Annotated in this window: 23 protein-coding genes; 8 read left to right on the plus strand and 15 right to left on the minus strand. The window is 64.7% G+C overall.

Going from position 1 to position 25267, the window contains the following annotated elements; all coding sequences use genetic code 11:
- Positions 1-327: 327 nt before the first annotated feature.
- The 9 genes from msrQ to mrcB form a co-directional block, all read right to left on the minus strand.
- Complete coding sequence (gene msrQ / locus WCE05_RS23425) at positions 328-939, minus strand: protein-methionine-sulfoxide reductase heme-binding subunit MsrQ (RefSeq protein ID WP_368816659.1); 612 nt, start codon at positions 937-939, stop codon at positions 328-330.
- On the minus strand, positions 939-1952 hold the full coding sequence (gene msrP, locus WCE05_RS23430; protein WP_225790219.1) for a protein-methionine-sulfoxide reductase catalytic subunit MsrP: 1014 nt from the start codon (positions 1950-1952) through the stop codon (positions 939-941). Before msrP ends, msrQ begins: the two co-directional genes overlap by 1 nt.
- 77 nt (positions 1953-2029) lie before the next feature.
- Positions 2030-2875 carry a CDP-diacylglycerol--serine O-phosphatidyltransferase gene (pssA, locus tag WCE05_RS23435; protein ID WP_225790220.1) on the minus strand — a complete coding sequence of 282 codons (846 nt, stop codon included), beginning with the start codon at positions 2873-2875 and terminating at the stop codon, positions 2030-2032.
- A gap of 148 nt (positions 2876-3023) precedes the next feature.
- Entirely contained in the window at positions 3024-4040 is a 1017-nt protein-coding gene (gene ilvC / locus WCE05_RS23440) for a ketol-acid reductoisomerase (RefSeq protein WP_225790221.1), read from the minus strand.
- A 59-nt stretch (positions 4041-4099) separates the two neighbouring features.
- A complete protein-coding gene (gene ilvN, locus WCE05_RS23445) occupies positions 4100-4591 on the minus strand; it encodes an acetolactate synthase small subunit (protein WP_225790222.1) in 492 nt (163 codons plus the stop codon).
- 1 nt (position 4592) lies between these two features.
- Positions 4593-6317, minus strand: coding sequence for an acetolactate synthase 3 large subunit (locus WCE05_RS23450; protein WP_225790223.1), 1725 nt, complete (start codon positions 6315-6317; stop codon positions 4593-4595).
- Between the two features lie 407 nt (positions 6318-6724).
- Positions 6725-7057, minus strand: coding sequence for a YqcC family protein (locus WCE05_RS23455; protein ID WP_225790224.1), 333 nt, complete (start codon positions 7055-7057; stop codon positions 6725-6727).
- Positions 7054-7803 (minus strand): tetratricopeptide repeat protein, encoded by a 750-nt coding sequence (locus tag WCE05_RS23460; RefSeq protein WP_225790225.1) that lies wholly within the window; start codon positions 7801-7803, stop codon positions 7054-7056. Before WCE05_RS23460 ends, WCE05_RS23455 begins: the two co-directional genes overlap by 4 nt.
- Before the next feature lie 28 nt (positions 7804-7831).
- On the minus strand, positions 7832-10153 hold the full coding sequence (gene mrcB, locus WCE05_RS23465; protein WP_253080743.1) for a penicillin-binding protein 1B: 2322 nt from the start codon (positions 10151-10153) through the stop codon (positions 7832-7834).
- Positions 10154-10305: 152 nt separating this feature from the next.
- Here mrcB and WCE05_RS23470 point away from each other — a divergent pair, with 152 nt between their 5' ends.
- Together WCE05_RS23470 and WCE05_RS23475 are read left to right on the plus strand one after the other, a co-directional pair.
- Entirely contained in the window at positions 10306-11868 is a 1563-nt protein-coding gene (locus WCE05_RS23470; protein WP_225790227.1) for a bifunctional aminoglycoside phosphotransferase/ATP-binding protein, read from the plus strand.
- A 386-nt stretch (positions 11869-12254) separates the two neighbouring features.
- Positions 12255-12533, plus strand: coding sequence for a TfoX/Sxy family protein (locus tag WCE05_RS23475; protein ID WP_253080741.1), 279 nt, complete (start codon positions 12255-12257; stop codon positions 12531-12533).
- Between the two features lie 193 nt (positions 12534-12726).
- Here the strand turns inward: WCE05_RS23475 and WCE05_RS23480 are convergent, their stop codons facing one another.
- The 4 genes from WCE05_RS23480 to WCE05_RS23495 are packed head-to-tail and all read right to left on the minus strand — an operon-like array spanning position 12727 to position 16312.
- Positions 12727-13614, minus strand: coding sequence for a ChaN family lipoprotein (locus WCE05_RS23480; protein ID WP_225790229.1), 888 nt, complete (start codon positions 13612-13614; stop codon positions 12727-12729).
- A gap of 12 nt (positions 13615-13626) precedes the next feature.
- Positions 13627-14394 carry a heme ABC transporter ATP-binding protein gene (locus tag WCE05_RS23485; RefSeq protein WP_225790230.1) on the minus strand — a complete coding sequence of 256 codons (768 nt, stop codon included), beginning with the start codon at positions 14392-14394 and terminating at the stop codon, positions 13627-13629.
- Entirely contained in the window at positions 14394-15377 is a 984-nt protein-coding gene (locus tag WCE05_RS23490) for an iron ABC transporter permease (RefSeq protein WP_225790294.1), read from the minus strand. The genes WCE05_RS23485 and WCE05_RS23490 overlap by 1 nt, the downstream gene beginning before the upstream one ends.
- Positions 15378-15427: 50 nt before the next feature.
- Positions 15428-16312: a hemin ABC transporter substrate-binding protein gene (locus WCE05_RS23495; RefSeq protein WP_368816660.1), complete on the minus strand. Its 885-nt coding sequence runs from the start codon at positions 16310-16312 to the stop codon at positions 15428-15430.
- 152 nt (positions 16313-16464) lie between these two features.
- On the opposite strand from WCE05_RS23495, the gene WCE05_RS23500 reads away from it, so the two are divergent.
- Positions 16465-16782: a Rieske (2Fe-2S) protein gene (locus tag WCE05_RS23500; protein ID WP_225790232.1), complete on the plus strand. Its 318-nt coding sequence runs from the start codon at positions 16465-16467 to the stop codon at positions 16780-16782.
- On the opposite strand, the gene sfsA is transcribed toward WCE05_RS23500, so the two are convergent.
- Together sfsA and WCE05_RS23510 are read right to left on the minus strand one after the other, a co-directional pair.
- Positions 16772-17485 (minus strand): DNA/RNA nuclease SfsA, encoded by a 714-nt coding sequence (gene sfsA, locus WCE05_RS23505; protein ID WP_225790233.1) that lies wholly within the window; start codon positions 17483-17485, stop codon positions 16772-16774. The genes WCE05_RS23500 and sfsA overlap by 11 nt on opposite strands.
- Positions 17485-18657, minus strand: coding sequence for a pyridoxal phosphate-dependent aminotransferase (locus WCE05_RS23510; protein ID WP_368816661.1), 1173 nt, complete (start codon positions 18655-18657; stop codon positions 17485-17487). Before WCE05_RS23510 ends, sfsA begins: the two co-directional genes overlap by 1 nt.
- 211 nt (positions 18658-18868) lie before the next feature.
- Here WCE05_RS23510 and dksA point away from each other — a divergent pair, with 211 nt between their 5' ends.
- The 5 genes from dksA to WCE05_RS23535 all read left to right on the plus strand — a co-directional run bounded on the left by dksA (position 18869) and on the right by WCE05_RS23535 (position 25010).
- A complete protein-coding gene (gene dksA, locus WCE05_RS23515; RefSeq protein WP_225790235.1) occupies positions 18869-19315 on the plus strand; it encodes an RNA polymerase-binding protein DksA in 447 nt (148 codons plus the stop codon).
- Between the two features lie 65 nt (positions 19316-19380).
- A complete protein-coding gene (gluQRS, locus tag WCE05_RS23520; RefSeq protein ID WP_225790236.1) occupies positions 19381-20268 on the plus strand; it encodes a tRNA glutamyl-Q(34) synthetase GluQRS in 888 nt (295 codons plus the stop codon).
- Between the two features lie 153 nt (positions 20269-20421).
- Entirely contained in the window at positions 20422-20598 is a 177-nt protein-coding gene (locus WCE05_RS23525) for a hypothetical protein (RefSeq protein ID WP_003250005.1), read from the plus strand.
- Positions 20582-23557, plus strand: a complete 2976-nt coding sequence (locus WCE05_RS23530) for a sensor histidine kinase (RefSeq protein ID WP_225790237.1) — start codon at positions 20582-20584, stop codon at positions 23555-23557. Before WCE05_RS23525 ends, WCE05_RS23530 begins: the two co-directional genes overlap by 17 nt.
- A gap of 4 nt (positions 23558-23561) precedes the next feature.
- On the plus strand, positions 23562-25010 hold the full coding sequence (locus tag WCE05_RS23535) for a sigma-54-dependent transcriptional regulator (protein WP_368816662.1): 1449 nt from the start codon (positions 23562-23564) through the stop codon (positions 25008-25010).
- The last annotated feature ends 257 nt before the right edge of the window (positions 25011-25267 follow it).

A 25267-nucleotide genomic window follows, 5' to 3' on the forward strand; every position in this document is an offset into this window, starting at 1 on the left:
AAGTTTTTCGTTTCACTTCAACCACTTGACTCGCTGCGATCGCTCGTAGCGGGAGGCGAATCATACAGCGTTACCGCCTGCTGTCAACTGCCTTTTGCACCGCTGCCGATCTAAGGACCGAAGCCCTTCCGATACTACCTGAAGCGTTCAACTCGTTGAATCTCAAGGAGTTTTTCGTTTCGACTACGTCGGAAGTGGGGCGCATTATAAGGGGATTCGAAACCCCGTCAACCGTTATTTTCATAAATCCTTAATAAACTTCAACAATATGCCCGAGCGCATCGCCGGCAAGCCGGCTCCCCGGGCTCAGCGCAATCCAGGCAGTGCTTATGCCGCCCTACCCCGCCGCCCGAACAAGCGGGGCACACGTCGCCAGACCGCCGGAATCCGCAGCACCAACAAAAAACTCCCGATAGCGGCATACAGCACCCACTCCTTCAGGTCGGAACGCACCACCCACAGGAAATGCAGCAATCCCAACCCCAGGATCACGTAGACGAGCTTGTGCAACGTCTTCCAACGGGCGCCCAGACGCCGCTGGCTGTAGCGGTTGGAGGTGACGGCCAACGCCAGCAGCCCGAGAAAACCAAGGGCGCCGACGATGATATAGGGGCGCTTGCGCAACTCCACGCCCAACTGCCCCCAATCCAGCCCCAGGATGAACACCATGTAGGCCGTCATGTGCAACACGATATAGGCAAAGCACCACAGGCCGAGCTGCCGGCGCACGACGATCCAGCCCGACCACCCCGTCAACCGCTGCAAGGGCGTCATGGCAAGGGTGACCAAAAGAAAGATCAGCGCCCCCAGCCCCAGGCGATCCACCAGGATCTTTCCCGGGTCCGGGCCGAGCAGGTCCATCGCCGCCTCGTACAGCCACCAGGCGGGAAAGAAACACCCCACCAGGAAGATCGCGAAGCGAAACCAGGGGTAGCGCATCAGTAGTGCTTCCGCAGGTCGAGCCCGGTATACAGCGACGCCACTTCATCGGCATAGCCATTGAACATCAAGGTATCGCGCACATTGGGGCTGAACAGGCCACTGGGCAAGCGCCGCTCCCGGGCCTGGCTCCAGCGTGGATGATCGACCGTCGGGTTGACGTTGGCATAGAAGCCGTACTCATCGGGCGCCAGGCTCTCCCAGGTGGTCCGCGGCTGATCCGCTACCAGGCTGATGCGCACGATCGACTTGATGCTCTTGAACCCGTACTTCCATGGCACCACCAGGCGCAGCGGCGCACCGTTCTGGTTGGGCAACTCCCGGCCATACATGCCCACCGCCATGATCGCCAGCGGGTTCATCGCCTCGTCCAGGCGCAAGCCTTCCACGTAGGGCCAGTCGATCAGGGCGAAGCCTGAGCGCTGCCCGGGCATGTTCTGTGGGTCCTGCAGGGTCTCGAAGCGCACATAGCGCGCCCTGGAGGTCGGCTCGACCTGCTCGAGCACCGCCGCCAACGGAAAGCCCAGCCAGGGAATGACCATCGACCACGCCTCGACACAGCGCAGCCGGTAGATGCGCTCCTCGAGCTGGTGAGGCTTGACGAAGTCTTCGAGCGCATAGCGTCCGGGCTTGCCGACCTCGCCATCGACCACCAGACTCCAGGGCTCGGTCTTCAGGCTGCCGGCATTGGCCGCCGGATCGCCCTTGTCGGGCCCGAACTCATAGAAGTTGTTGTAGTGGGTGGCATCCTTGAACGGCGTGATCGCCTCGTCCTTGACCGTCACCGCCTGCCAGCGGGTATCGCCGAGCTTGTCGATGAACCAGCCAGGTGCGGCACCTGGCGCGACATCGGCATAGCGCGACGCCTCGACCGCCTGCGCGATGCCCGGCAACGTACCAAGGGCCAACCCGGCCAGGGAACCACCGAGCAGGGTGCGCCGGGAAAGATAAAGACCTTCGGGGGTGATCTCCGACCCTTTGCAGTCGGACGATCTGGGAAGCTTGATCAGCATGACGGCTCCACAGCACAGGTGACGGATGTACCAGTAAGACTATGGAGCCGGCAGGTTATTGCATCATTAAATCGTTGTCAGGCTTTGCGACGGCGCAGCAGGTACTGCACGGGGCCGGAGATCGCATAGCCGAGGAAGATCAGCAGCAGGATACGCGGCGGGTCGCTGAATACCACGGCGAACACCAGCACCACGGCCAGGATCGCCACGAACGGCACACGGCCCTTGAGGTCCAGTTCCTTGAAACTGTTGTACTTGATGTTGCTCACCATCAGCATGCCGGCGGCAGCCACCAGCAAGGCCACCAGGAACGACAGCTTCGAGCCCTGGATACCGTAGTCGCTGAACGCCCACACGATACCGGCGACCACGCCTGCGGCTGCCGGGCTGGCCAAGCCGATGAAGTAGCGCTTGTCGGCGGTGCCGACCTGGGTGTTGAAGCGCGCCAGGCGCAGCGCGGCCCCCGCCACATAGATGAAGGCGACCATCCAGCCGACCTTGCCCATGTCGCCCAGGGCCCAGACGAACGCCAGCAATGCGGGCGCCACGCCGAAAGCGGCCATGTCCGACAGCGAGTCGTACTCGGCGCCGAACGCGCTCTGGGTGTTGGTCATGCGCGCCACGCGGCCGTCCAGGCTGTCGAGGACCATGGCCACGAAGATGGCGATCGCGGCGAAGGCAAAGTACTTGCTCGCCTCGCGCGGATCGCCCGCGCTGAGATAACCATGGGCGCTGATGGAGCTGACGATCGAATAGAAGCCGGCGAACAGATTGGCGGTGGTGAACAGGTTGGGCAGCAGGTAGATACCGCGGTGCCGGACCTTGCGTCCTTCGGCGTCGTGCCCTTCCTCGATGTGTTCATCGACAGGTAGCAGGCTTTCGGCGTCGGAGGGCTTGTTCGGCTCTTCGGGACGTTCGCTCATGAAAAATACCTTGCAGGATGGAAAATGTTCGACATGGGCTTGCGAAACAGGTGCTGACAGCAAGCCGTTGGTCGCTTTATACCAGAAGCGGGGCGCGTAAACGAAAAAACGCGGCCGAAGCCGCGTTTTTCATCTCGCCGGACCAGGATCAGTTCTTGGTCTTGTCGACGATCTTGTTGGCCGAGATCCAAGGCATCATGGAGCGCAGTTGCTCGCCGATGACTTCGATGCCGTGAGCGGCGTTGTTACGACGCTTGGCGGTCATCGATGGGTAGTTGGTAGCACCCTCGGAGATGAACATCTTCGCGTACTCGCCGTCCTGGATGCGCTTCAGAGCGTTGCGCATGGCCTTGCGGGATTCTTCGTTGATGACCTCTGGGCCCGTGACGTACTCACCGTACTCGGCGTTGTTGGAGATCGAGTAGTTCATGTTGGCGATGCCGCCTTCGTACATGAGGTCGACGATCAGCTTCAGCTCGTGCAGGCACTCGAAGTAGGCCATTTCTGGCGCGTAGCCCGCTTCGACCAGGGTTTCGAAACCGGCCTTGACCAGCTCGACGGTACCGCCGCACAGAACGGCCTGCTCACCGAACAGGTCGGTCTCGGTCTCGTCCTTGAAGGTGGTTTCGATGATGCCGGTACGGCCACCGCCGACGCCAGCGGCGTAGGACAGCGCGACGTTCTTGGCGTTGCCGGAAGCGTCCTGGTAGACAGCGATCAGGTCAGGGATACCGCCGCCCTTGACGAACTCGGAACGAACGGTGTGGCCCGGGGCCTTCGGCGCGATCATGATGACGTCGAGGTCGCCACGCGGCACGACCTGGTTGTAGTGGATCGAGAAGCCGTGGGAGAAGGCCAGGGTAGCACCCTGCTTGATGTTCGGCTCGATCTCGCTCTTGTACAGGGCGCCCTGGAACTCGTCCGGGGTCAGGATCATGACCAGGTCGGCAGCGGCGACGGCGGTAGCGACGTCGGCGACTTTCAAGCCATGGGCTTCTGCCTTGGCGACGGTGGCCGAACCTTTACGCAGACCGACGGTAACGTCCACACCGGAGTCCTTCAGGTTGCACGCCTGGGCGTGGCCCTGGGAGCCGTAACCGATGATGGCGACTTTCTTGCCCTGGATGATCGAAAGGTCGCAGTCTTTGTCGTAATAAACTTTCATGAAATACCCCTGTTATATCTCGGCTCACGGAGCCATCACTGATTCTTGTCTTGCAGTATTCAGATGCTGAGCACTTTGTCGCCACGGGCGATGCCGGTGACGCCGCTGCGCACGGTTTCCAGGATCGACGCGGTGCCGATGGCCTGGATGAAGCTGTCCAGTTTGTCGCTGGTACCGCTGAGCTGCACGGTGTACACGCTGGAGGTGACATCGACGATCTGGCCACGGAAGATGTCCGTGGTGCGCTTGATCTCGGCGCGCTGGGCACCGGTGGCCTTGACCTTGACCAGCATCAGTTCGCGCTCGATGTGAGCACTTTCCGACAGATCGACCAGCTTGACCACTTCCACCAGCTTGTTCAGGTTCTTGGTGATCTGCTCGATCACTTCGTCATGACCAACGGTGGTCAGGGTCAGGCGCGACAGGGTTGGATCCTCGGTCGGCGCCACGGTCAGGCTTTCGATGTTGTAGTTGCGCTGGGAGAACAGGCCGACCACGCGAGACAAGGCACCGGGTTCGTTTTCCAGCAGCAGGGAAATGATGTGCCGCATATCAGGTACGCTCCGTCTTGCTCAGCCACATGTCACGCATCGAGCCGTCCTTGATCTGCATCGGGTAGACGTGCTCGGTCCTGTCGACCGCGATATCGATGAACACCAGGCGGTCTTTCATCGCGAAGGCCTCTTCCAGCTTCGGCTTGAGATCCTTCAGGCTGGTGATGCGGATACCCACGTGGCCATAGGCCTCGACCAGCTTGACGAAATCAGGCAGCGACTCCACGTAGGAGTGCGAGTGACGACCGTTGTAGGACATGTCCTGCCACTGGCGCACCATGCCCAGCACACCGTTGTTCAGGTTGACGATCTTCACCGGCAGGTCGTACTGCATGCAGGTGGACAGTTCCTGGATGTTCATCTGGATGCTGCCTTCACCGGTCACGCAGGCCACGTCCTGGTCGGGGAAGTTGAGCTTGATGCCCATCGCCGCCGGGAAACCGAAGCCCATGGTGCCCAGGCCACCGGAGTTGATCCAACGGTTGGGCTTGTTGAAGCGGTAGTACTGCGCCGCGAACATCTGGTGCTGACCCACGTCGGAGGTGATGAAGGCATCGCCGTTGGTCACTTCGCAGAGGGTCTCGATCACGGTCTGCGGCTTGATCATGCTGCCGTCGCCCTTGTCGTAGGGGAACAGGCCGCGATCGCCGCGCCATTCGTCGATCTGCTTCCACCAGGCATCCAGCGCCGCCTTCTCAGGCTGCTCGCCGATTTCCTTGAGGATGGTCAGCATCTCGTTCAGCACGCTCTCGACCGGCCCGACGATCGGCACGTCGGCCTTGATCATCTTGGAGATCGACGCAGGGTCGATATCGATGTGGATGATCTTGGCATTCGGGCAGAACTTGGCCGGGCCGTTGACCACACGGTCATCGAAGCGCGCGCCGACCGCGAAGATCACGTCGGCATGGTGCATGGCCATATTGGCGGTGTAGCTGCCATGCATGCCGAGCATGCCGAGGAACTGACGATCGGTACCCGGGAAGCCACCCAGACCCATCAGGGTGTTGGTGACCGGCAGGTTCAGCGACTTGGCGATCTCGGTGAGGGCTTCGGAGCCTCCGCCGAGAACCACGCCGCCGCCGGAGTAGACCACCGGGCGCTTGGCCGCCAGGAGCATCTCGGCCGCCTTGCGGATCTGCCCGGAGTGGCCCCGAACGGCCGGGCTGTAGGAACGCAGCTTGACCTTCTTCGGATAGACGTATTCGAACTTCTCGGCCGGGTTGGTCATATCTTTTGGAATGTCGACCACGACCGGGCCGGGACGGCCGGATTGCGCCAGGTAGAAGGCTTTTTTCAGAACTTCCGGGATTTCCGAGGCATGCTTGACCATGAAGCTGTGCTTCACGATCGGCCGGGAAATACCAATCATGTCAGTTTCCTGGAAGGCATCGGTGCCCACCATGGTGCTGGGCACCTGGCCGGACAGGATGACCATCGGGATCGAATCCATGTAGGCGGTGGCAATGCCAGTGATGGCATTGGTCGCGCCTGGGCCGGAGGTCACCAGCACCACGCCGGCCTTGCCGGTGGCACGGGCGTAGCCGTCCGCCATATGGGTGGCAGCCTGCTCATGGCGAACCAGGATGTGATTGATCTCCGGTTCCTTGAACAGGGCGTCGTAAACATGAAGGAGAGCACCACCAGGGTACCCGTAGATGTGCTTAACGCCTTCGTCACGCAAGAAGCGGACGACCATCTCAGCGCCAGATAAAAGCTCCACGTTGTTCACCTCTAAAACGCCAGAATACCGCCCACGCGGGCGGGTCTTAATAGGTTTACTGCCAAGCAGAGCATGAGCGAACGTCAGCACTGACTGAGCAAGTATTGGGATCGCCCCAGAGTGTTGCGGGGTCTTCCCACCCAGCGCGAGGTAACGCGTTGCGGGGTGTAACGAGTCGGCGCGGGTGTGCGCCTCATGATCTGCTTAGCGGGTCTGCTTCTGGCAGTCCCCCTACAGCGGAAACTGGATTCTTCTGATTCGCCGCGCGCAAGTCAAGAAAAATTATTGCCAATTTTCACCCAGGATGAATTCCTGCCACCACGAAAAAGGTAGCCAGCAGCAGAAAAATAAAGATTTCCACAAAAAAGGGCCACAATCTGCGGCCCTTGAAGGAAAAAGAGAAGAAATCAGGCGGAAGGGCTGATCAATTGGTCGAACGCTGCCAGCAGGCGCCGCAGCTCACGACTCTCTTGCGGACGATCGACGAACACCGTTTCGGCCATGACCAGGATGCCGGACGCATTGGGCAGGGGATCGCCGTGCTCGAGGATGAACTTCATGCGCGGCAGGAAGATCCATTGCAACCACTGCTCGAAGCTCATGGTATCGACCGCGAAAGGCGCCACGCTGGCCAGCGCCTGCTCGCTCGGCGGTTCGGCGCTCCACCAGCCCTGGACCTGCAGCTCGCGCTCGATCAATAGCAAATGATCGGCGATATCGAGGATGCGCTGTTCCATCACAGTTTGACCTGCGCCTTCTGCCGCGCCAGGGCGGCACCAGCGCTGTCGCCCTGCTTCTCGCGGGCCTGGGCGATGGTGTTCCACAGCTCGGCCTGCAAGTCGGGACGACCGTTGGCGTAAGTCAGGGCGCGTCGCGCCAGTTGCTCGGCCTGCGCCGCATCCCCTTGCGCCAGGCGTACCTGGGCCAGGCGGAACAGCACCTGCGGCTCGCGCGGGGCGATGCGCTGGGCGCGCTCCAGGCTCGAGGCCGCACCGTTGAAATCACCACCACCTTGCTGTTGCTGAGCGGTGGTCAGCAGCGCCAGAACCGGGCCGTCGAGCTGCTCGTCGGCCGCCAGGCCGCCACTGGAGACGTTGCCCGACGGAATGCCGGTCGGGGCGCTGGATGGACTGGGCGCGCTGTTCATCGAGGCGATGTCGAACGGCTCGTCGGCAACCGGGTTGGGGTTGGTCGTGATCGGCCCGGTGCTGATCGGTGCGGCGCCGCTGCCGGCCGGGAAAGCCTGGATCGGCGTGGAGCCCGTGCCCTGCGGGATCATCACGGTCACCCCGGAGTCCTCGGGCAGCGACTGCGCCTGGCTGGTGCCACCGCTGGTCGGATAGGTCGCGTTACGGTTGGCCGAGACGCGCTCACCGTTGGATACCGGGGAGCCCGAGTCGACCACTGGAATATTGCCGCGCGGCACGCTGGCACAGCCGTGGAGCACAGCCAGCGCCGCCAAGGCAGGAAACCACCACTTGTTCACTTCACACCTCTTCAAATGCAGCCTGTGCTCAATTCATCCAGCCCTTGACCCAGTCCATGACCGACTCGGCCGGATTCTGCTCGCCGCCACAGGCAGCCCCGGCGGGCGGTTCGCTCCCCTGAATATACGGCATCTGCACCGCCCCCGGACAGCTGCGGTCCGAACCCTGCCCGCTATACGGATCGATCCAGGCCTGCACGACATTGTCCGGCTGCGGCATGTCCAGCGGCAGCGGGTCTGCCTTGCGCATGAAGCTGGTCCAGACTTGCAAGGCACCGGTGGCGCCGGTGAAGGGGGTCTTGCCGTTGTCGTCACGGCCCAGCCAGACCACCGCCAGCAGGTCCTGGCTGAAGCCGGAGAACCAGCTGTCGCGCGAGTCGTTGCTGGTGCCGGTCTTGCCCGCCAGGGTCAGGGAGCGAGGCAGCACGTTGTAGACCGAGCGCCCAGTGCCTTCGCGCATGACCCGCTGCATGGCGTTCTGCACCAGGTAGATGGCCCCCGGATCGAAGGTCTGCTGGATCTGGAACGGATAGCGCTTGAGCGGCTCGCCCTCGGCGGTGAGCACGCTGCGGATGCCCCGTATCGGGGTGTTGAAGCCACCATTGGCGATGGTCTGGTACATGGTCGCGACCTGCATCGGCGACATGCCACCGGCCCCCAGCAGCATCGATGGGAACGCCGGCCAGTCGACGTCCACGCCGAGCCGGCCAATGGTCTTGATCACGTTGGGCACCCCTACTTCCAGGCCGATCTTGGCGGTGGACAGGTTGTAGGAGTTGGCCAGCCCCTGGTACAGGTAGATGGTGCCGTGGGGACGGCGGTCGTAGTTCTGCGGGCGCCACACCTGGCCGTTGGCCCCTTTCACCGAGAACGGCTCGTCCTGCACCCAGCTGGTCAGTGTGTAGCGACTCGGTTTTTCCAGAGCCGTCAGGTAGACCGCCGGCTTGACCAGCGAGCCGATCGGCCGCACCGCGTCGATGGCACGGTTGAAGCCAGCGAAACCGGACTGACGGCTGCCGATCAACGCCTGGACCTCGCCGGTTTCCGGATTGGTCACCACCATCGCCGACTCCACGGCCTCGGCGCCCTTGCGCCCGGCCAGGCGCTTGAACGTCTCGCTCATGGCCGTCTCGGCTTTCATCTGCAGGATCGGGTCGAAGCTGGTGAAGATGCGCAGGCCTTCTTCGGTCAGGTCTTCGTCGCGGTAGTCCTGGCGCAGCTGACGCTTGACCAGGTCGAGGAAGGCCGGGAACGAGCTGTCGGCCAGGCTGCCGCGCTTGGTCACGCCCAGCGGCATCTTCTTCGCCGCATCGACCACCGCCTGGCTGGCCACGCCCTGCTCGGCCAGCAGGTCGAGCACCAAGTTGCGACGGGCCAGGGCGCGCTCGGGATAGCGGCGCGGGTTGTAGTAGGACGGTCCCTTGACCATGCCCACCAACAGGGCGATCTGGTGCAGCTTGAGCTCCGACAGCGGCTGGCTGAAGAAGAACTGGCTGGCCAGGCCGAAGCCATGCACCGCGCGCTGGCCATCCTGGCCGACGAAAACCTCGTTGAGGTAGGCCTCGAGGATCTCGCGCTTGTCGTAGTGCAGTTCGAGCAACACGGCCATCATGGCTTCGGTCAGCTTACGGCTGAGGCTGCGCTCGTTGGTCAGGTAGAAGTTCTTGACCAACTGCTGGGTCAGGGTACTGCCGCCCTGGCGCATGGCACCCGACGAGGTGTTGACCCAGGCGGCCCGGACGATGGACTTGGGCGAGACACCGAAATGGCTGTAGAAGTCGCGGTCTTCCACGGCCACCAGGGTTTCCAGCAGGTACGGCGGCACCTGGTCGATCTTGATCAGGATGCGGTCTTCGAGGTTCTTCGGATAGATGCCGCCGATCATCAGCGGCTCCAGGCGCACCACATCGAGCTTGCCGCCGTTGGCCCCGGACAGGCCCGCCACGTAGTCACCGGAGAAGCGCACACGGACGAACTGCGCCGGCTCCATGCCCTCGTAGAACTGGAAGCCGCGGGTATTGAGCTCGACGGTATTGCCGTTGACCGAGGCGGCGCCAGGGCCGTTGGCGGCGTTCTCGCGACGATAGCCAAGGGCATCGAGCTCGGTGAGGAAGTCGTTGCGGCTCAGTTTCTGGCCGACGAACAGCTCCAGCGGCCGGGCATACACCTTGGCCGGGATGGTCCAGCGCTTGCCGGAGAACTTCTCCTGGACGACGGCATCGAGGTAGATCGCAAAGCCGGCGACCACGACCAGGCCGACCAGGCTGAGCTTCAGGGCCCAGCCCAGCCAGGCGCGGGAGCGGCCACCGGGGCGTTTCTTGGGGGTACGGGGATTTCGGGTACGAGTCATGGCGGCGGATTATACGCACTTTGCAAGGGCTGGTGGCCTGTGGGCCGATTCGGACAACCGCGTACGATCGCCAGTATTTCCGGCGGTATGCAGGGACGGCACCATTGACCATAATGTCGCTTTCGAATTCCCTGACTCCTGAAGGATTGCCCGTGAGCCAAGCCCTGATCAGCGCACTGCAGAACCCCGCCCTCTACCCGCATCCGGTAGACGGGTTCCAACTCATCGAGACGCATATCTCCTGGGTGCTGCTGACCGGCGAGTACGCCTACAAGATCAAGAAGCCGATGAACTTCGGCTTCCTCGACTTCACCGCCCTGGACCAGCGCCGCCACTTCTGCCACGAAGAACTGCGCCTGAACCAGCGCCTGACCGACGGTCTGTACCTGGAAGTGTTGCCGATCACCGGTAGCCCCGAGGCCCCGCAATTGGATGGCGAAGGCGAGCCGATCGAGTACGCCCTGAAGATGCGCCAGTTCCCCCAGGGCCAGATGCTCGCGACCTTGCAGGCCAACGGTGAACTGAACGCCGGCCACATCGACCAGATGGCCCGGCAGCTCGCCGAATTCCACCTGCAGGCGCCCAGGGTCCCGGTCGAACACCCGCTGGGTACGCCGGAAAGCGTCATGGCGCCGGTGGAGCAGAACTTCGAGCAGATCCGTCCGTTCCTCAACGACAAGGCCGACCTGCAGCAACTGGACAACCTGCAGGCCTGGGCCCGCGCCAGCTTCGACCGCCTGTACGACCTGCTCGCGGCACGCAAGGCCAACGGCTTCATCCGCGAATGCCACGGCGACGTCCACCTGGGCAACGCCACCCTGATCGACGGTAAGGTAGTGATCTTCGACTGCATCGAGTTCAACGAGCCGTTCCGCCTGACCGATGTCTACGCCGATACCGCCTTCCTGGCCATGGACCTGGAAGACCGCGGCCTCAAATGCCTGGCCCGGCGTTTCATCAGCCAGTACCTGGAACTGACCGGCGACTACGAAGGCCTGGAGCTGCTCAACTTCTACAAGGCCTACCGCGCCCTGGTACGCGCCAAGGTCGCCCTGTTCAGCATGCCGGCCGGAGCCGATGGCGTGCAGCGCGCCACCACCCTGCGTACCTATCGCAACTACGCCAATCTGGCAGAGAGCTACAGCGCCATCCCTTCGCGCCTGCTGGCCATCACCCACGGTGTCTCGGCAGTGGGCAAGAGCCACGTGGCCATGCGCCTGGTCGAGTCGCTGGGGGCGATCCGCGTGCGCTCGGATGTCGAGCGCAAGCGCCTGTTCGGCGAGCAGACGCTGCAGAACAGCGGGCAGGTGCAAACCGGGATCTACGATCAGGACGCCAGCCGCGCCACCTACCAGCGCCTGCATGACCTGGCCGCGATCATCCTGCGTGCCGGTTTCCCGGTGGTGCTCGATGCCACCTACCTCAAGCATGAGCAGCGCCAGGCGGCGGCAGAGGTCGCCAGCGAGACTGGCGTGCCTTTCTTGATCCTCGACTGCCATGCCCCGGATGCGGTCATCGCCAGCTGGCTGGAACAGCGCCAGGCGGCGAACGACGACCCCTCCGACGCCACCTTGGAGGTGATCAAGGCGCAACAGGCCAGCCGCGACCCGCTGGATGCCAATGAACAGCAACACAGCAAGCGTGTGGACACTCAGGAAAGCGCCAGCATGGACCAGTTGATCGAGCAGATCCGCCAGCGCCTGCCGGGTATCTGAGGCACAACCAGGATCCTGGTGGGGCGGCGGGGATCCTGGGGCTGCTAAGCAGTCTTTTCGCGACACAAGGCCGCTCCCACAAGATGCCCCGGCAAGCCGCATCATTCGTGGTTGGCTCGGGCCCTGGGTATGCCCTATCGCCGGCAAGCCGACTCCCCCACAGCCCTCTGCATGGCTGATGATGTGGTGTGAGCACCGCTGCACCCTGCGTGTGGGCTTGCCGGCGATGGACTGCGAAGCAGTCCCGATTCCTGGCATCGCGCAGCCCTACCTCGCCCCTCGCCGATGGCAAAAGGCCGCGTATTTCCCAACCCCCGCTACACTCCTCTCTGACCTGCTCGCGATTTATCCCCACGACACTCGTTCAGCCATCGCAAGGAGGCCCGATGAACGATGAATTGCAGCATCTGAGAAATCTTGGCAAGACCTCCGCGCAATGGCTCCACGCCGTCGGCATCCACAGTGCCTCGGACCTGCGCCGGCTGGGCGCGGTCGGTGCCTACCAGGCCGTGAAGTCGCGGGGCTTCCGGGCCTCGAAGGTGCTGTTGTACTCGATCGAGGCGGCACTGCTCGACATGCACTGGAACGACCTGCCGCCCGAGCGCAAGCAGGCACTCGACCAACAACTGGATGCCAAGAGCCCTGCGCAAAAAAAATCAAAATAATCGGAGCGAAGGTATTGACGACGAAATGAGAATCGTTATGATTATCACAACTGGTCGCGAGACTGGTTGGATAAACTGACAGCCCCTGGTTCGGACTTTCAGATTATCTCCTCATCAGGCTAATCACGGTTATTGACCCGGCAATTTGCCGGGTCTTTTTTTGCCTGGAAATTCCGAACCCGGCCGAGCGCGATCAGCGCCGCAACTGGGCACAGTAGTCCTGCTCCGGCAAGGCTGCGGTGTACCACACATAATCGGCCATGCCCGGCCCAACCTGCTCGCCAACCTCCGCCAGCAACAGCACCTTCGTCTCGCCTTGGGCCCCCAGGTCGGCCAGGTGCAGTGGTACCCCCAGGTCCTTGCGCGCGTGGTAGCTGCCCGTGAACAGCAAGGCCGGTTGCGCAGCGGCGAGTACCCGCTCGGCGATACGCCGATCACGTTGCTGCTGGACAGCCAGCATGGCGGGTAGCTGCGTTTCAGGCAGCAGGCCACAGTGCCCGGCGCGCACCTGCTCGAGCAGCGCAGCCTTCACGACCGGCGCATTCGAGCGCTCTCCTGGCAACACCGGCGAATCGCGATAGGCCTGGCGTACTTCATCCTGCGACAGGTTGGCCGCCAGCAGCGGGACGGGGCGCCGCAACGCCTCCCGCACGATCGGCCCGTACAACTGCCAGTCCCAGCCCTCCTGCCAGGCCAAGGCCTTGGGCAGGTCCTCGGGCAGCGTCGCCTGGCCTTGCAGCGCATCGACCAGCGGCTGCTGCGAAGGCTGCAGCATCTCCAATAGCAGGCTGCCCTGGGGACGGTGGGCTTCCAGGGCGCGCAGCAACCACAGTTGCAGAGCGTGATGATCGGGGTTGTCGTGCTTTTCTCCCACCAGTACCCGTGGCGCCTGGGCCAGGCGCGCCACCAGTTGCCCGGGGCTGAGCACCTCGCCACTGGCCAGGTCACGGATCTGCCCCAGTTGCGTACTGTCGCGCCCCTCGCTGCTCTGCCACGCAGGCAGGGCTGGCAAGCTGGCCTGGCAGCCCACCAGCACCAGGGCCAGCAGGATCGGCAGGCCGCACAACAAGGGATGGCGCATGGGGGAAGCCTCCTAGCGGGTGATGATCAGCGGATGACCACGCTCCGGATGCGGCTGGACCAGCACGTCGATGCCGAACACCGCTTTGAGCGCATCGGGAGTCAGGACCCGCTGCGGGGTATCCAGGGCATGGCAGCGGCCCTGCTCCAGCAACAGGATATGGTCACAGTAGCGCGCCGCCAGGTTCAGGTCATGCAGGATCACCAGCACTGCCGCGCCACGGTCGGCGAAGCTGCGCACCGCCTGCAGGGTCGTGTGCTGGTGCAGCGGGTCGAGCATCGAGGTCGGTTCGTCCAGCAGCAGCGTGGTGCCCTCCTCGCCCGGCCACAGCTGGGCCAGGACCCGGGCCAGGTGCACCCGTTGGCGCTCGCCCCCGGACAACGCCAGGTAACTGCGCTCCACCAGATGGCTGGCATCCGCCGCGCGCAGGGCCGCTTCGACGATTTCCCGGTCGCGCTGCTGGCCGCTGGCGTGGGGCAACCGGCCAAGGCCAACCACTTCCTCGACGCGAAAGGCAAAGCCAAGGTTGGAAACCTGCGGCAGCACGGCCAGGCGACGGGCCCGCTCCTGCCCTGTCCAATCCCCCAGCTCGCGCCCCAGCAAGCGTACCCGGCCCTGGCTGGGCGCCAGCTCCCCGCACAAGGCGGCCAGCAGGCTGCTCTTGCCGGCACCGTTGGGCCCGAGCACACCCAGGACCTGGCTGGGGCGCAGTTCCAACCGGATATCGTGCAGCACCTCGGTCGCGCCACGGCGCAGGTGCAGGCCTTCGACTTCAAGCATCAGTGCCGCCCTCGAACCAGCAGGAACAGGAAGAACGGCGCGCCGATGAAAGCCGTGACGATACCAATCGGCAGCTCCGCCGGCGCCAGGGCCAGGCGTGCCACCAGGTCGGCGAACAGCAGCAGCGAGCCACCCGCCAGCAACGAAGCCGGCAACAGCACCCGGTGATCGGGCCCTGCCACCAGGCGTACCAGGTGCGGCACCACCAGGCCGATGAAACCGATGAGCCCGGCAGCAGCGACGGCCGCGCCCACGCCCAGGGCGGTACAGAACACCAGTTCGCGCTTGAGCGACTCCACCTCGATCCCCAGATGGCGCGCCTCCGACTCACCCAGTAACAAGGCATTGAGTGCCTGGGCACGCCGCGGCAGCCACAGTGCCACCGCCACGGCCACCAGCAGCAAGGGCCACAGGCGTTCGTAGCTGGCGCCATTGAGGCTGCCCAGGTTCCAGAAGGTCAAGGTACGCAGGGTGGCGTCGTCGGCCAGGTAGGTGAACAGGCCGACCGCCGAGCCGCCCAGGGCGGTCAGGGCGATCCCGGCCAGCAGCATGGTGGCGACATTGGTCTGGCCGTCGCGACGGCCCAGGCGGTAGACCAGCGCCGTCACCCCGAGGCCGCCGATGAACGCACAGACCGACAACAGGTAAGGTGCGAGCACTTCCGGAATACCGCCCAGCCAGCTACCGCCGACGATCGCCACCGCCGCCCCCAGGGCCGCACCACTGGCGACCCCGACCAACCCCGGGTCGGCGAGGGGATTGCGGAACAGCCCCTGCATGGCCACCCCGCAGAGCGCCAACACCGCCCCGACCGCCAGCCCCAGCAAGGTACGCGGCAGGCGGATCTGCCCCAGGATCATCCCGGCCTGCTCCAGGCCCTCGGCGGCGATGGGCAGCCCCAACAGGTGCAAGCCGGCGCGCAAGGTGTCGAACAACGGCAGGCTTACCGGGCCCAGGGCCAGCGACAGCCAGATCGCCAGCAGGCACAGCAGGGTCAGGCAGATGAACAGCGTGCGCGGCTGGACCCGCCGCTTCATTGGGCGAGCGAGCCCTTGGCCGCCGGATAGAAGGCGCCAGCCAGCTCATGCAGGGTGGCCGGCAGGCGCGGCCCCAGGCCACCGACCAACAGGGTCGAATCGAGGGACACCAGGCGTTTGTCACGCACCGCCCGGGAAGCGGCCAGGGCCGGGTTCTCCTTGAGCAGCGCCTGCAAGGCTTGCTCGCCGCTCAGGCTGCGGTCGGAGAACACCACCACATCCGGGTCCAGGGCCGCCAAGGCCTCCACGGAAAAGTTCTTGTAGCCCTGGTGATCGGCCAGGTTGCGCGCGCCGGCCTGGCGCAGCAGCCAGTCGCCGGCCGTGCCTTGCCCGGCGATCAGCGGCTTGGCGCCGGCATGGCCGACCAGCAGCAGCACGCCCGGCGCCTGCTGGCTGGCCTGGGCCTGCTTGACCTTGGCCTGCAGCGCGTCGAGCTGCTGGTGGTACCCGGCGGCGAGCTCGGCGGCCTTCTGCTCGGCCCCCAGCAGGCTGCCCAAATGCTTGAGGTTCTCGTCCACGGCCCCCAGTTCGGCCTTGCTGGAGAACAGCTCGACCCGCACACCGGCCTTGCGGATCTGCGCCAGCACCGGTGGCGGGCCCATCTCCTCGGTGCCGACCAGCACATCCGGACGCAGGCTGAGAATGCCCTCGGCGGACAACTGGCGCTGGTAGCCGATGCTGGGCAAGGCCTTGAGCGATTCGGGGTGCTGGCTGGTGGTATCGACGCCCACCAGGCGCTGCTCGCCGCCCAAGGCACTGATCCACTCGCTCAAGGCGCCACCGGCACTGACCCAGCGTTGCGGCAGCTCGGCGGCCAGGGCCTGGGTGGCGAGGACAAGGCCGGCGCACAAGGCGGCCAGGGCAGCGGGACGACGCATCATCGTATTCCTTTGCAGAAGGCAGGCCGCACGCCTTGTGGCGGACGGCGGAACTGCGCACCATAGGCAGGCGTACACAGCGCATGCGGGCAATTTGATAATTATTCGCATTGAAGCGTCAAGCCATCCCTTCGTTACACGAGCCGTACCCTGCGATGCATTTTCTCTGCACCTCCACCGACCTCGCCGAAGGCCACAGCCGCGCCTTCAGCGTAGCTGGCGAACGACTGTTCGGCGTGCGCCGCCAGGGCCGGGTCTATCTCTATCGCAACCGCTGCCCGCACCGGGGCATCGCCCTGAACTGGGATGAAAACGCCTTTCTCGACGACAGCGCCAGCCTGATCCATTGCGCCCATCATGGGGCACTGTTCCTGATCGAGAGCGGCGAATGCGTGGCCGGCCCCTGCGAAGGTGACCGGCTACAAGCCTTGGACTGCCTGGAAGACAGCCAGGGCATCTGGCTCAAGGCGTGAGCAGCACCGGCAGCGGGCGGTCGATGACGATTCGCGAGGCATCCAGGCGTGTGCCATAGGCCAGGACCTCGACACCATCCGCCACCGCGGCGCGCAGGGCCTGGGCGTAGGCGGCGTCGATCTCCTCAGCTGGGCGCACCGCTTCTATCCCGGTGAGGTTCACGCAATACAGCTGCACCGCACGGATACCCTGGCGCGCCAGGGCCGCCAACTCACGCAGGTGCTTGGCACCGCGCTGGGTCACCGCATCGGGGAAGGCGGCGACCGGGGTGTCCGGGTAGCCCAGGGTGACGCTCTTGACCTCCACATAGGCCGGGCCCTCGGCGAACTCCAGGCGAAAATCCACCCGGCTGCCCTCCTCGCCATAGGCCACTTCACGCCTGAGCGCGGTGAACCCGGCCAGTTCGGCGATCAGCCCGGCGCGCAGCGCCTCCTCGACCAGGGCATTGGCCCGGCCGGTGTTGACACAGGCCAGGCGTCCCTGGGGTGTCTCGCTGATCTCCCAGGTGCCCGGCAGCTTGCGCTTGGGGTCGTTGGAGCGGCTGAACCAGACCTGCCCGCCTTCACGCATGCAGTTGAGCATGGAGCCGGTGTTGGGGCAGTGGATGGTCAACTGTTCGCCGTTGGCCAGCTCGATGTCGGCCAGGAAGCGTTTGTAGCGACGCAGCAGGCGCGCCTGTTCGAGTTCGGGAAAGAACAGCATCAGCCTTGCCAGCTCCGCAGGCCACGGGCGATACGCTGCACCGCCTCTTCCAGGCGCGGCAGGCTCTGGGTGTAGGCGAAACGCACATGGTGGCTGGCCTGGTGGCGGCCGAAATCCAGGCCCGGGGTGAATGCCACGTGCTCGGTCTCCAGGAAATGCCGGCAGAAGGCAAAGGCATCGCCGCCGAAGGCACTGATGTCGGCGTACAGGTAGAAAGCGCCCTGGGGCTCCACGGCAATGCCGAAGCCCAGCTCGCGCAGGGCCGGCAGCAGGAAGTCGCGACGGCGGGCGAACTCGGCGCGACGCGCCTCGAGAATCGCCAGGGTCTGCGGCTCGAAGCACGCCAGCGCGGCATGCTGGGCCATGCTCGGGGCACTGATGTAGAGGTTCTGCGCCAGCTTTTCCAGGTCGCCCACCGCAGAGGGTGGCGCCACCAGCCAGCCAAGCCGCCAGCCGGTCATGCCGAAATACTTGGAAAAACTATTCAGGACAAACGCCTGGTCATCCACTTCCAGCACGCTCGGCGCGTCCATGCCATAGGTCAGGCCATGGTAGATCTCGTCCACCACCAGGTGGCCATGGCGTTCGCGGGTGGCCTGGGACAGGCTGGCCAGGGCCTGACGGTCGAGCACCGTACCGGTGGGGTTGGCCGGCGAAGCCACCAGGGCGCCCACGGTGTCCTTGTCCCAGTGGCGCTCGACCAGGTCGGCGGTCAGTTGGTAGTTGACTTCGGGGCCCACCGGTACCAGCTGCGCACTGCCTTCTACCAGGCGCAGGAAGTGACGATTGCACGGGTAGCCAGGGTCTGCCAGCAGCCAGTGCTTGCCAGGGTCGACCAGCAGGCTGCTGGCCAGCAGCAGAGCACCGGAGCCACCCGGCGTGATGAGAATGCGTTCGGGGTCGAGGTCGACGCCATAGCGCTGACCATAGAAGCCGGCGATCGCCTCGCGCAGCGCCGGCAATCCACGGGCGGCGGTGTAACGGGTATGGCCGGCGGCCAGCGCCGCCTGGCCCGCTGCCACGATGGGCTCGGCGGTGGTGAAGTCCGGCTCGCCGATCTCCAGGTGAATGACATCATGGCCGGCCGCCTGCAACTCGTTGGCACGTGCCAGCAAGGCCATGACGTGGAAGGGTTCGATGGCGCGACTACGCGCACTGTGGGGCTGGGCCATGGGCCTTCTCTCAATTGGGTCTAAACTGTTGATTCTACCCTTGCGCAGCATCGAACGCGCGGCTAGCGCTGCTGTCAATTCCTAGGATCGGGCGGGGTAGCGCACCCCCGATCTATCTGGTAAGTTCGGCGGCTCGCAGTCGCAGGGCCGGCGGTCGCCGGAGATGGAGCAGCCTGCGCATTGGATCAGATGAGTGAGAGGCGGTCTATTCATGTCCACCGTAGAAAAGCAAAAAGCCGGTCAGACCATGTACGGTGTCGAACCCTATAAGGAAACACCGGGCGAGGAGTACATGGGTGAACCCATGCGCAAGCATTTCATCAAGCTCCTGAGCGCCTGGAAGCAAGAGCTGATGACCAGTGTGGATCGGACCGTAGACCACATGAAGGATGAAGCGGCCAACTTCCCCGACCCCGCCGACCGTGCCAGCCAGGAAGAAGAGTTCGCCCTGGAACTGCGCAACCGCGATCGCGAGCGCAAGCTGATCAAGAAGATCGACAAGACCCTGCAGTCCATCCAGGACGAAGAGTACGGCTGGTGCGAGGCCTGCGGCGTCGAAATCGGCCTGCGCCGCCTGGAGGCCCGCCCTACCGCCGACCTGTGCTTCGACTGCAAGGAGCTGGCGGAGAAGAAGGAAAAGCAGGTCGGCAAGGGTTGACCTGATTCCCGACCGAACGGGGCGCTATAGGCGCCCCGTTTCATTTGGTAGCCCTGCAAAAAACCATGAACGACTCCCGCTACATTGGGCGTTTCGCCCCCACCCCCAGTGGCTTCCTGCACTTCGGCTCGCTGGTCGCCGCCCTCGCCTCCTGGCTCGATGCCCGCGCCGCCGCAGGCCGCTGGCTGCTGCGCGTGGAAGACACCGACCCACCGCGGGAGATGCCCGGCGCCCGGGATGCCATCCTGCAAACCCTGGAGCGCTATGGCCTGGAATGGGATGGCGAGGTGGTGTACCAGAGCCTGCGCCACGAAGCCTATGCCGAGGTGGTCGAACGCCTACTGAGCATGGGCCTGGCCTACGCCTGTACCTGTTCGCGCAAGCAGCTCGAAGCTTATGGCGGAGTGTACCCGGGGCTGTGCCGCAACGCGGGCCATGCCCGCGAAGGAGCGGCGATCCGCCTGCGGGTGCCGGAGCTGGTCTACCGCTTCACCGACCGGGTCCAGGGCGATTTCCAACAGCACCTGGGCCGCGACGTGGGCGACTTCGTCATCCAGCGCCGGGATGGGCTCTATGCCTACCAACTGGCAGTGGTGCTGGACGATGCCTGGCAGGGCGTCACCGACATCGTGCGCGGCGCCGACCTGCTGGACAACACCCCACGCCAGCTGTACCTGCAGGAACTGCTGGGATTTTCCCAGCCGCGTTACCTGCACATTCCCTTGATCGTGCAGCCGGACGGGCACAAGCTGGGCAAGTCGTATCGCTCGCCGCCACTGGCGGCCGACCAGGCCACGCCGCTGCTGTTGCGCGCCTTGCGGGCCCTGGGCCAGGTCACGGAGCCGGCGCTGGAAAGCGCCAGCCCCGCCGAAGTGCTGGCGGTGGCGCGCCAGCGCTGGCGCCCCGAGGCCATCGCACGGCAGCGCACCCTGCCAGAGGCCGAGCTGCATTGATGGCCAAGGGGCTCCAGGGATAAGTGGAGAGCGCTTGGAAAAATCCAACAAATTCAAATTGTTGCCGAGCAAGGCTGAATCCCGCTAGCATCGCCGCAGCCATTTGCGCCAATAATAAGTCCAAGCCCGCAGCGCCCAACCATCGAGGCCAGCATGTACATCTATCGTTTGGTCCTGCTTCTGGTCGTGGGGATCTACCTGTTCTCCCCGGCCATCATGGACTGGTGGATCGAACCGACCGGTGCCTGGTACCGCCCCTACCTGCTCTGGCTGATCCTGATCGTCGTCACCTTCATCCTGCAGAGCCAACGAGATGCCGATGAGCTTTAGCCTGACCCAGATGATCCTGATCAGCGCCGCCTACCTGCTGGTGCTGTTCGGCGTGGCCTGGATCAGCGAACGAGGGCTGATCCCGCGTTCGCTCATCCGCCACCCACTGACCTACACCCTGTCGCTGGGCGTCTATGCCAGTGCCTGGGCGTTCTACGGCTCGGTGGGCCTGGCCTACCAGTACGGCTATGGCTTCCTGGCCTGCTACCTGGGGGTCTCCGGGGCCTTCCTGCTGGCACCGGTGCTGCTCTACCCGATCCTCAAGATCACCCGCACCTACCAGCTCTCGTCGCTGGCCGACCTGCTGGCATTTCGTTTCCGCAGCACCTGGGCCGGTGCGCTGACCACCATCTTCATGCTGGTCGGCGTGCTGCCTCTGCTGGCGCTGCAGATCCAGGCGGTGGCCGACTCGATCAGCATCCTTACCGGTGAGCCGGTGAAGGCCCGGGTGGCCTTCGCCTTCTGTGTGCTGATCATTCTCTTCACCATCTTCTTCGGCTCGCGCCACATCGCCACGCGCGAGAAGCACGAAGGCCTGGTGTTCGCCATCGCCTTCGAATCGGTGATCAAGCTGCTGGCCTTGGGCGGCATCGGCCTGTACGCGCTGTACGGCGTGTTCGGTGGCCCGCACCAGCTGGAAGTCTGGCTGCTGCAGAACCAGACCGCGCTGGCCGCGCTGCACACACCCTTGCAGGAGGGGCCATGGCGCACCCTGCTGCTGGTGTTCTTCGCCTCGGCCATCGTCATGCCGCACATGTACCACATGGCCTTCACCGAGAACCTCAACCCCCGCTCGCTGGTCAGCGCCAGCTGGGGCCTGCCGCTGTTCCTGCTGCTGATGAGCCTGGCCGTGCCGCTGATCCTCTGGGCAGGCCTGCGCCTGGGGGCGAGCACCAACCCGGAGTACTTCACCCTCGGCCTGGGGATCGCCGCCGACAACCAGGCCCTGACCCTGCTGGCTTATGTCGGTGGGCTATCCGCTTCCAGCGGGCTGATCATCGTCACGACCCTGGCCCTCTCGGGCATGGCCCTCAACCACCTGGTGCTGCCGCTCTACCAGCCGCCGGCCGAAGGCAACATCTACCGCTGGCTGAAGTGGACCCGGCGCGCCCTGATCGTCGCCATCATCGCCGCAGGCTTCGTCTTCTACCTGACCCAGAACTACCACCAGAGCCTGGCCAACCTGGGTATCGTCGCCTTCGTCGCCACCTTGCAGTTCCTGCCCGGCGTGCTCTCGGTGCTGTACTGGCCGACCGCCAACCGGCGCGGTTTCATCGCCGGCCTGCTGGCGGGCATCTCGGTGTGGATGGTGACCATGCTGCTGCCCCTGCTGGGCAACCTGCAAGGCTTCTATATCCCGTTGCTGAACATGATCTACGTGCTGGACGACACCAGCTGGCACATGGCGGCGATCGCCTCGCTGGCGGCCAACGTCCTGCTGTTCACCCTGATCTCGCTGTTCACCAATGCCAGCAGCGAAGAAGTCAGCGCGGCCGAGGCCTGTGCGGTGGACAACGTGCGCCGCCCCCAGCGCCGCGAACTGCACGCCGCCTCGCCACAGGAGTTCGCCACCCAGCTGGCCAAGCCACTGGGCGCCAAGGCTGCGCAGAAGGAAGTCGAACAGGCCCTGCGCGACCTCTACCTGCCCTTCGACGAGCGTCGCCCCTATGCCCTGCGCCGGCTGCGCGACCGCATCGAGGCCAACCTGTCCGGCCTGATGGGCCCGAGCGTGGCCCAGGACATGGTCGAGACCTTCCTGCCGTACAAGTCCGGCAACGAGAACTACGTCACCGAAGACATTCACTTCATCGAAAGCCGCCTGGAAGACTACCACTCGCGCCTGACCGGCCTTGCCGCCGAACTCGATGCCCTGCGCCGCTACCACCGTCAGACCCTGCAGGAACTGCCCATGGGCGTCTGCTCGCTGGCCAAGGACCAGGAGATCCTGATGTGGAACAAGGCCATGGAGGAGCTGACCGGGGTCGCCGCCAAGCACGTGGTCGGCTCGCGCCTGGTCACCGTCGCGGAGCCCTGGCGCAGCCTGCTGCAGAACTTCATCAACGTGCCCGACGAACACCTGCACAAGCAGCGCCTGGCCCTGGACGGCCAGACCCGCTGGCTCAACCTGCACAAGGCCGCCATCGCCGAACCGCTGTCGCCCGGCAACAGCGGCCTGGTGCTGCTGGTCGAGGACCTCACCGAGACCCAGGCCCTGGAAGACAAGCTAGTGCACTCCGAGCGCCTGGCCAGCATCGGCCGCCTGGCCGCGGGCGTGGCCCACGAGATCGGCAACCCGATCACCGGCATCGCCTGTCTGGCGCAGAACCTGCGCGAGGAGCGCGAGGACGATGGCGAGATCACCGAGCTGTCCAGCCAGATCATCGAGCAGACCAAGCGCGTCTCGCGCATCGTCCAGTCGCTGATGAGCTTCGCCCATGCCGGCGGCAGCCACCAGAACAGCGAGGAGCCGGTGTGCCTGGCCGAGGTGGCGCAGGATGCCATTGGTCTGCTGGCGTTGAACCGGCGCAATTTCGAAGTACAGTTCTTCAACCTCTGCGACCCCGACCACTGGGTCGAGGGCGACCCCCAGCGTCTGGCCCAGGTGCTGATCAACCTGCTCTCCAATGCCCGTGACGCCTCGCCGCCCGGCAGCGCCGTGCGGGTGCGCAGCGAAACGAACGAGCACACCGTCGACCTGATCGTCGAGGACGAGGGCAGCGGGATCCCGAAGAACATCATGGACCGCCTGTTCGAACCTTTCTTCACCACCAAGGACCCGGGCGAAGGCACCGGACTTGGGCTTGCTCTGGTCTATTCCATCGTGGAAGAGCATTATGGGCAAATCACCATCGACAGCCCGGCCGATATCGAACGGCAGCGTGGCACCCGGATCCGCGTGACCCTGCCCCGGCATGTCGTAGCGACGTCCCCTGAAATTCGAGACCGTCGAGAGAATTGAATCAATGCCGCACATTCTGATCGTCGAAGACGAAACCATCATCCGTTCGGCCCTGCGCCGCCTGCTCGAACGCAACCAGTACCAGGTCAGCGAGGCCGGCTCGGTGCAGGAAGCCCAGGAGCGCTTCAGCATTGCCACCTTCGACCTGATCGTCAGCGACCTGCGCCTGCCCGGCGCCCCCGGCACCGAGTTGATCAAGCTCGGCCAGGGCACGCCGGTGCTGATCATGACCAGCTACGCCAGCCTGCGCTCGGCGGTGGACTCGATGAAAATGGGCGCGGTGGACTACATCGCCAAGCCCTTCGACCACGACGAGATGCTCCAGGCCGTGGCGCGCATCCTGCGCGACCGGCAAAACGCCCCGGCCGCCCCCACCAGCGCCGAACCACGGGCCAACGGCAGGGCCGTCACGGCCGACAAGAGCAGCGCCGCAGCGGCCAACGGCGAGATCGGCATCATCGGCTCATGCCCGCCCATGCAAGACCTGTACGGCAAGATCCGCAAGGTCGCGCCCACCGATTCCAATGTACTGATCCAGGGTGAGTCCGGCACCGGCAAGGAACTGGTCGCCCGAGCCCTGCACAACCTGTCGCGGCGGGCCAAGGCACCGATGATCTCGGTGAACTGCGCGGCCATTCCGGAAACCCTGATCGAGTCGGAGCTGTTCGGCCACGAGAAAGGCGCCTTCACCGGCGCCAGCGCCGGCCGTGCGGGCCTGGTGGAAGCGGCCGACGGCGGCACCCTGTTCCTCGACGAGATCGGCGAACTGCCGCTGGAGGCCCAGGCGCGCCTGCTGCGTGTGCTGCAGGAAGGCGAGATCCGCCGAGTCGGCTCGGTGCAGTCGCAGAAAGTCGACGTACGCCTGATCGCCGCGACCCACCGCGACCTGAAGAACCTGGCCAAGGCCGGCCAGTTCCGTGAAGACCTTTATTACCGCCTGCACGTCATCGCCCTGAAACTGCCGGCCCTGCGTGAGCGCGGCAGCGATGTCAACGAGATCGCCAATGCCTTCCTGGCTCGCCAGAGCGCACGCATCGGGCGTGACGACCTGCACTTCTCCAGCGAGGCCGAGCAAGCGATCCGCCACTACGGCTGGCCGGGCAACGTGCGTGAACTGGAGAACGCAGTGGAACGCGCGGTGATCCTCAGCGAGAGCGCGGAAATCTCCGCCGACCTGCTGGGCATCGACATCGAGCTGAGCGACCTGGAGGACGAGGAAGCCTTCGACAGCAGCCCGTCCGCATCCAACGCCAGCGCCAACAACGCCAGCCACGAGCCGACCGAGGACCTCTCGCTGGAAGACTACTTCCAGCACTTCGTCCTCGAACACCAGGACCACATGACCGAGACCGAGCTGGCCCGCAAGCTGGGCGTCAGCCGCAAGTGCCTGTGGGAGCGGCGCCAGCGCCTGGGTATCCCACGGCGCAAGAGCAACGCTACCAGCGACAACTGATCGCCCTTCCTCTATATAGGCAGGAGAGTGTTCTCCTGCCTCCTCCTCGGCCTCCCCCCATTCGCGGGCAAGCCCGTCATCTGTGATCGACTCGGCCCAGTGGCAGATCTCATTTGGGGCCGCTTCGCGCCCCATCGCCGGCAAGCCGGCTCCCACAGGGGACTGCGGTGTCCATCAATCATGTGGCATACAGACAATTCTATGGGAACCGGCTGGCCGGCGATGGGCTGCAAGGCAGCCCCAAGACGCCCCGGACT

The organism is Pseudomonas sp. I2 (genome assembly GCF_040984075.1).
GTDB classification, from domain to species: Bacteria; Pseudomonadota; Gammaproteobacteria; order Pseudomonadales; family Pseudomonadaceae; genus Aquipseudomonas; species Aquipseudomonas guariconensis_B.

Coding starts and splice junctions, on each gene's coding strand:
- msrQ (WP_368816659.1), bottom strand. CDS start 939: ATGCGCTACCCCTGGTTTCGCTTCGCGATCTTCCTGGTGGGGTGTTTC.
- msrP (WP_225790219.1), bottom strand. CDS start 1,952: ATGCTGATCAAGCTTCCCAGATCGTCCGACTGCAAAGGGTCGGAGATC.
- pssA (WP_225790220.1), bottom strand. CDS start 2,875: ATGAGCGAACGTCCCGAAGAGCCGAACAAGCCCTCCGACGCCGAAAGC.
- ilvC (WP_225790221.1), bottom strand. CDS start 4,040: ATGAAAGTTTATTACGACAAAGACTGCGACCTTTCGATCATCCAGGGC.
- ilvN (WP_225790222.1), bottom strand. CDS start 4,591: ATGCGGCACATCATTTCCCTGCTGCTGGAAAACGAACCCGGTGCCTTG.
- mrcB (WP_253080743.1), bottom strand. CDS start 10,153: ATGACTCGTACCCGAAATCCCCGTACCCCCAAGAAACGCCCCGGTGGC.
- WCE05_RS23475 (WP_253080741.1), top strand. CDS start 12,255: ATGAACGATGAATTGCAGCATCTGAGAAATCTTGGCAAGACCTCCGCG.
- WCE05_RS23480 (WP_225790229.1), bottom strand. CDS start 13,614: ATGCGCCATCCCTTGTTGTGCGGCCTGCCGATCCTGCTGGCCCTGGTG.
- WCE05_RS23485 (WP_225790230.1), bottom strand. CDS start 14,394: ATGCTTGAAGTCGAAGGCCTGCACCTGCGCCGTGGCGCGACCGAGGTG.
- WCE05_RS23495 (WP_368816660.1), bottom strand. CDS start 16,312: ATGATGCGTCGTCCCGCTGCCCTGGCCGCCTTGTGCGCCGGCCTTGTC.
- WCE05_RS23500 (WP_225790232.1), top strand. CDS start 16,465: ATGCATTTTCTCTGCACCTCCACCGACCTCGCCGAAGGCCACAGCCGC.
- sfsA (WP_225790233.1), bottom strand. CDS start 17,485: ATGCTGTTCTTTCCCGAACTCGAACAGGCGCGCCTGCTGCGTCGCTAC.
- WCE05_RS23510 (WP_368816661.1), bottom strand. CDS start 18,657: ATGGCCCAGCCCCACAGTGCGCGTAGTCGCGCCATCGAACCCTTCCAC.
- dksA (WP_225790235.1), top strand. CDS start 18,869: ATGTCCACCGTAGAAAAGCAAAAAGCCGGTCAGACCATGTACGGTGTC.
- gluQRS (WP_225790236.1), top strand. CDS start 19,381: ATGAACGACTCCCGCTACATTGGGCGTTTCGCCCCCACCCCCAGTGGC.
- WCE05_RS23525 (WP_003250005.1), top strand. CDS start 20,422: ATGTACATCTATCGTTTGGTCCTGCTTCTGGTCGTGGGGATCTACCTG.
- WCE05_RS23530 (WP_225790237.1), top strand. CDS start 20,582: ATGCCGATGAGCTTTAGCCTGACCCAGATGATCCTGATCAGCGCCGCC.
- WCE05_RS23535 (WP_368816662.1), top strand. CDS start 23,562: ATGCCGCACATTCTGATCGTCGAAGACGAAACCATCATCCGTTCGGCC.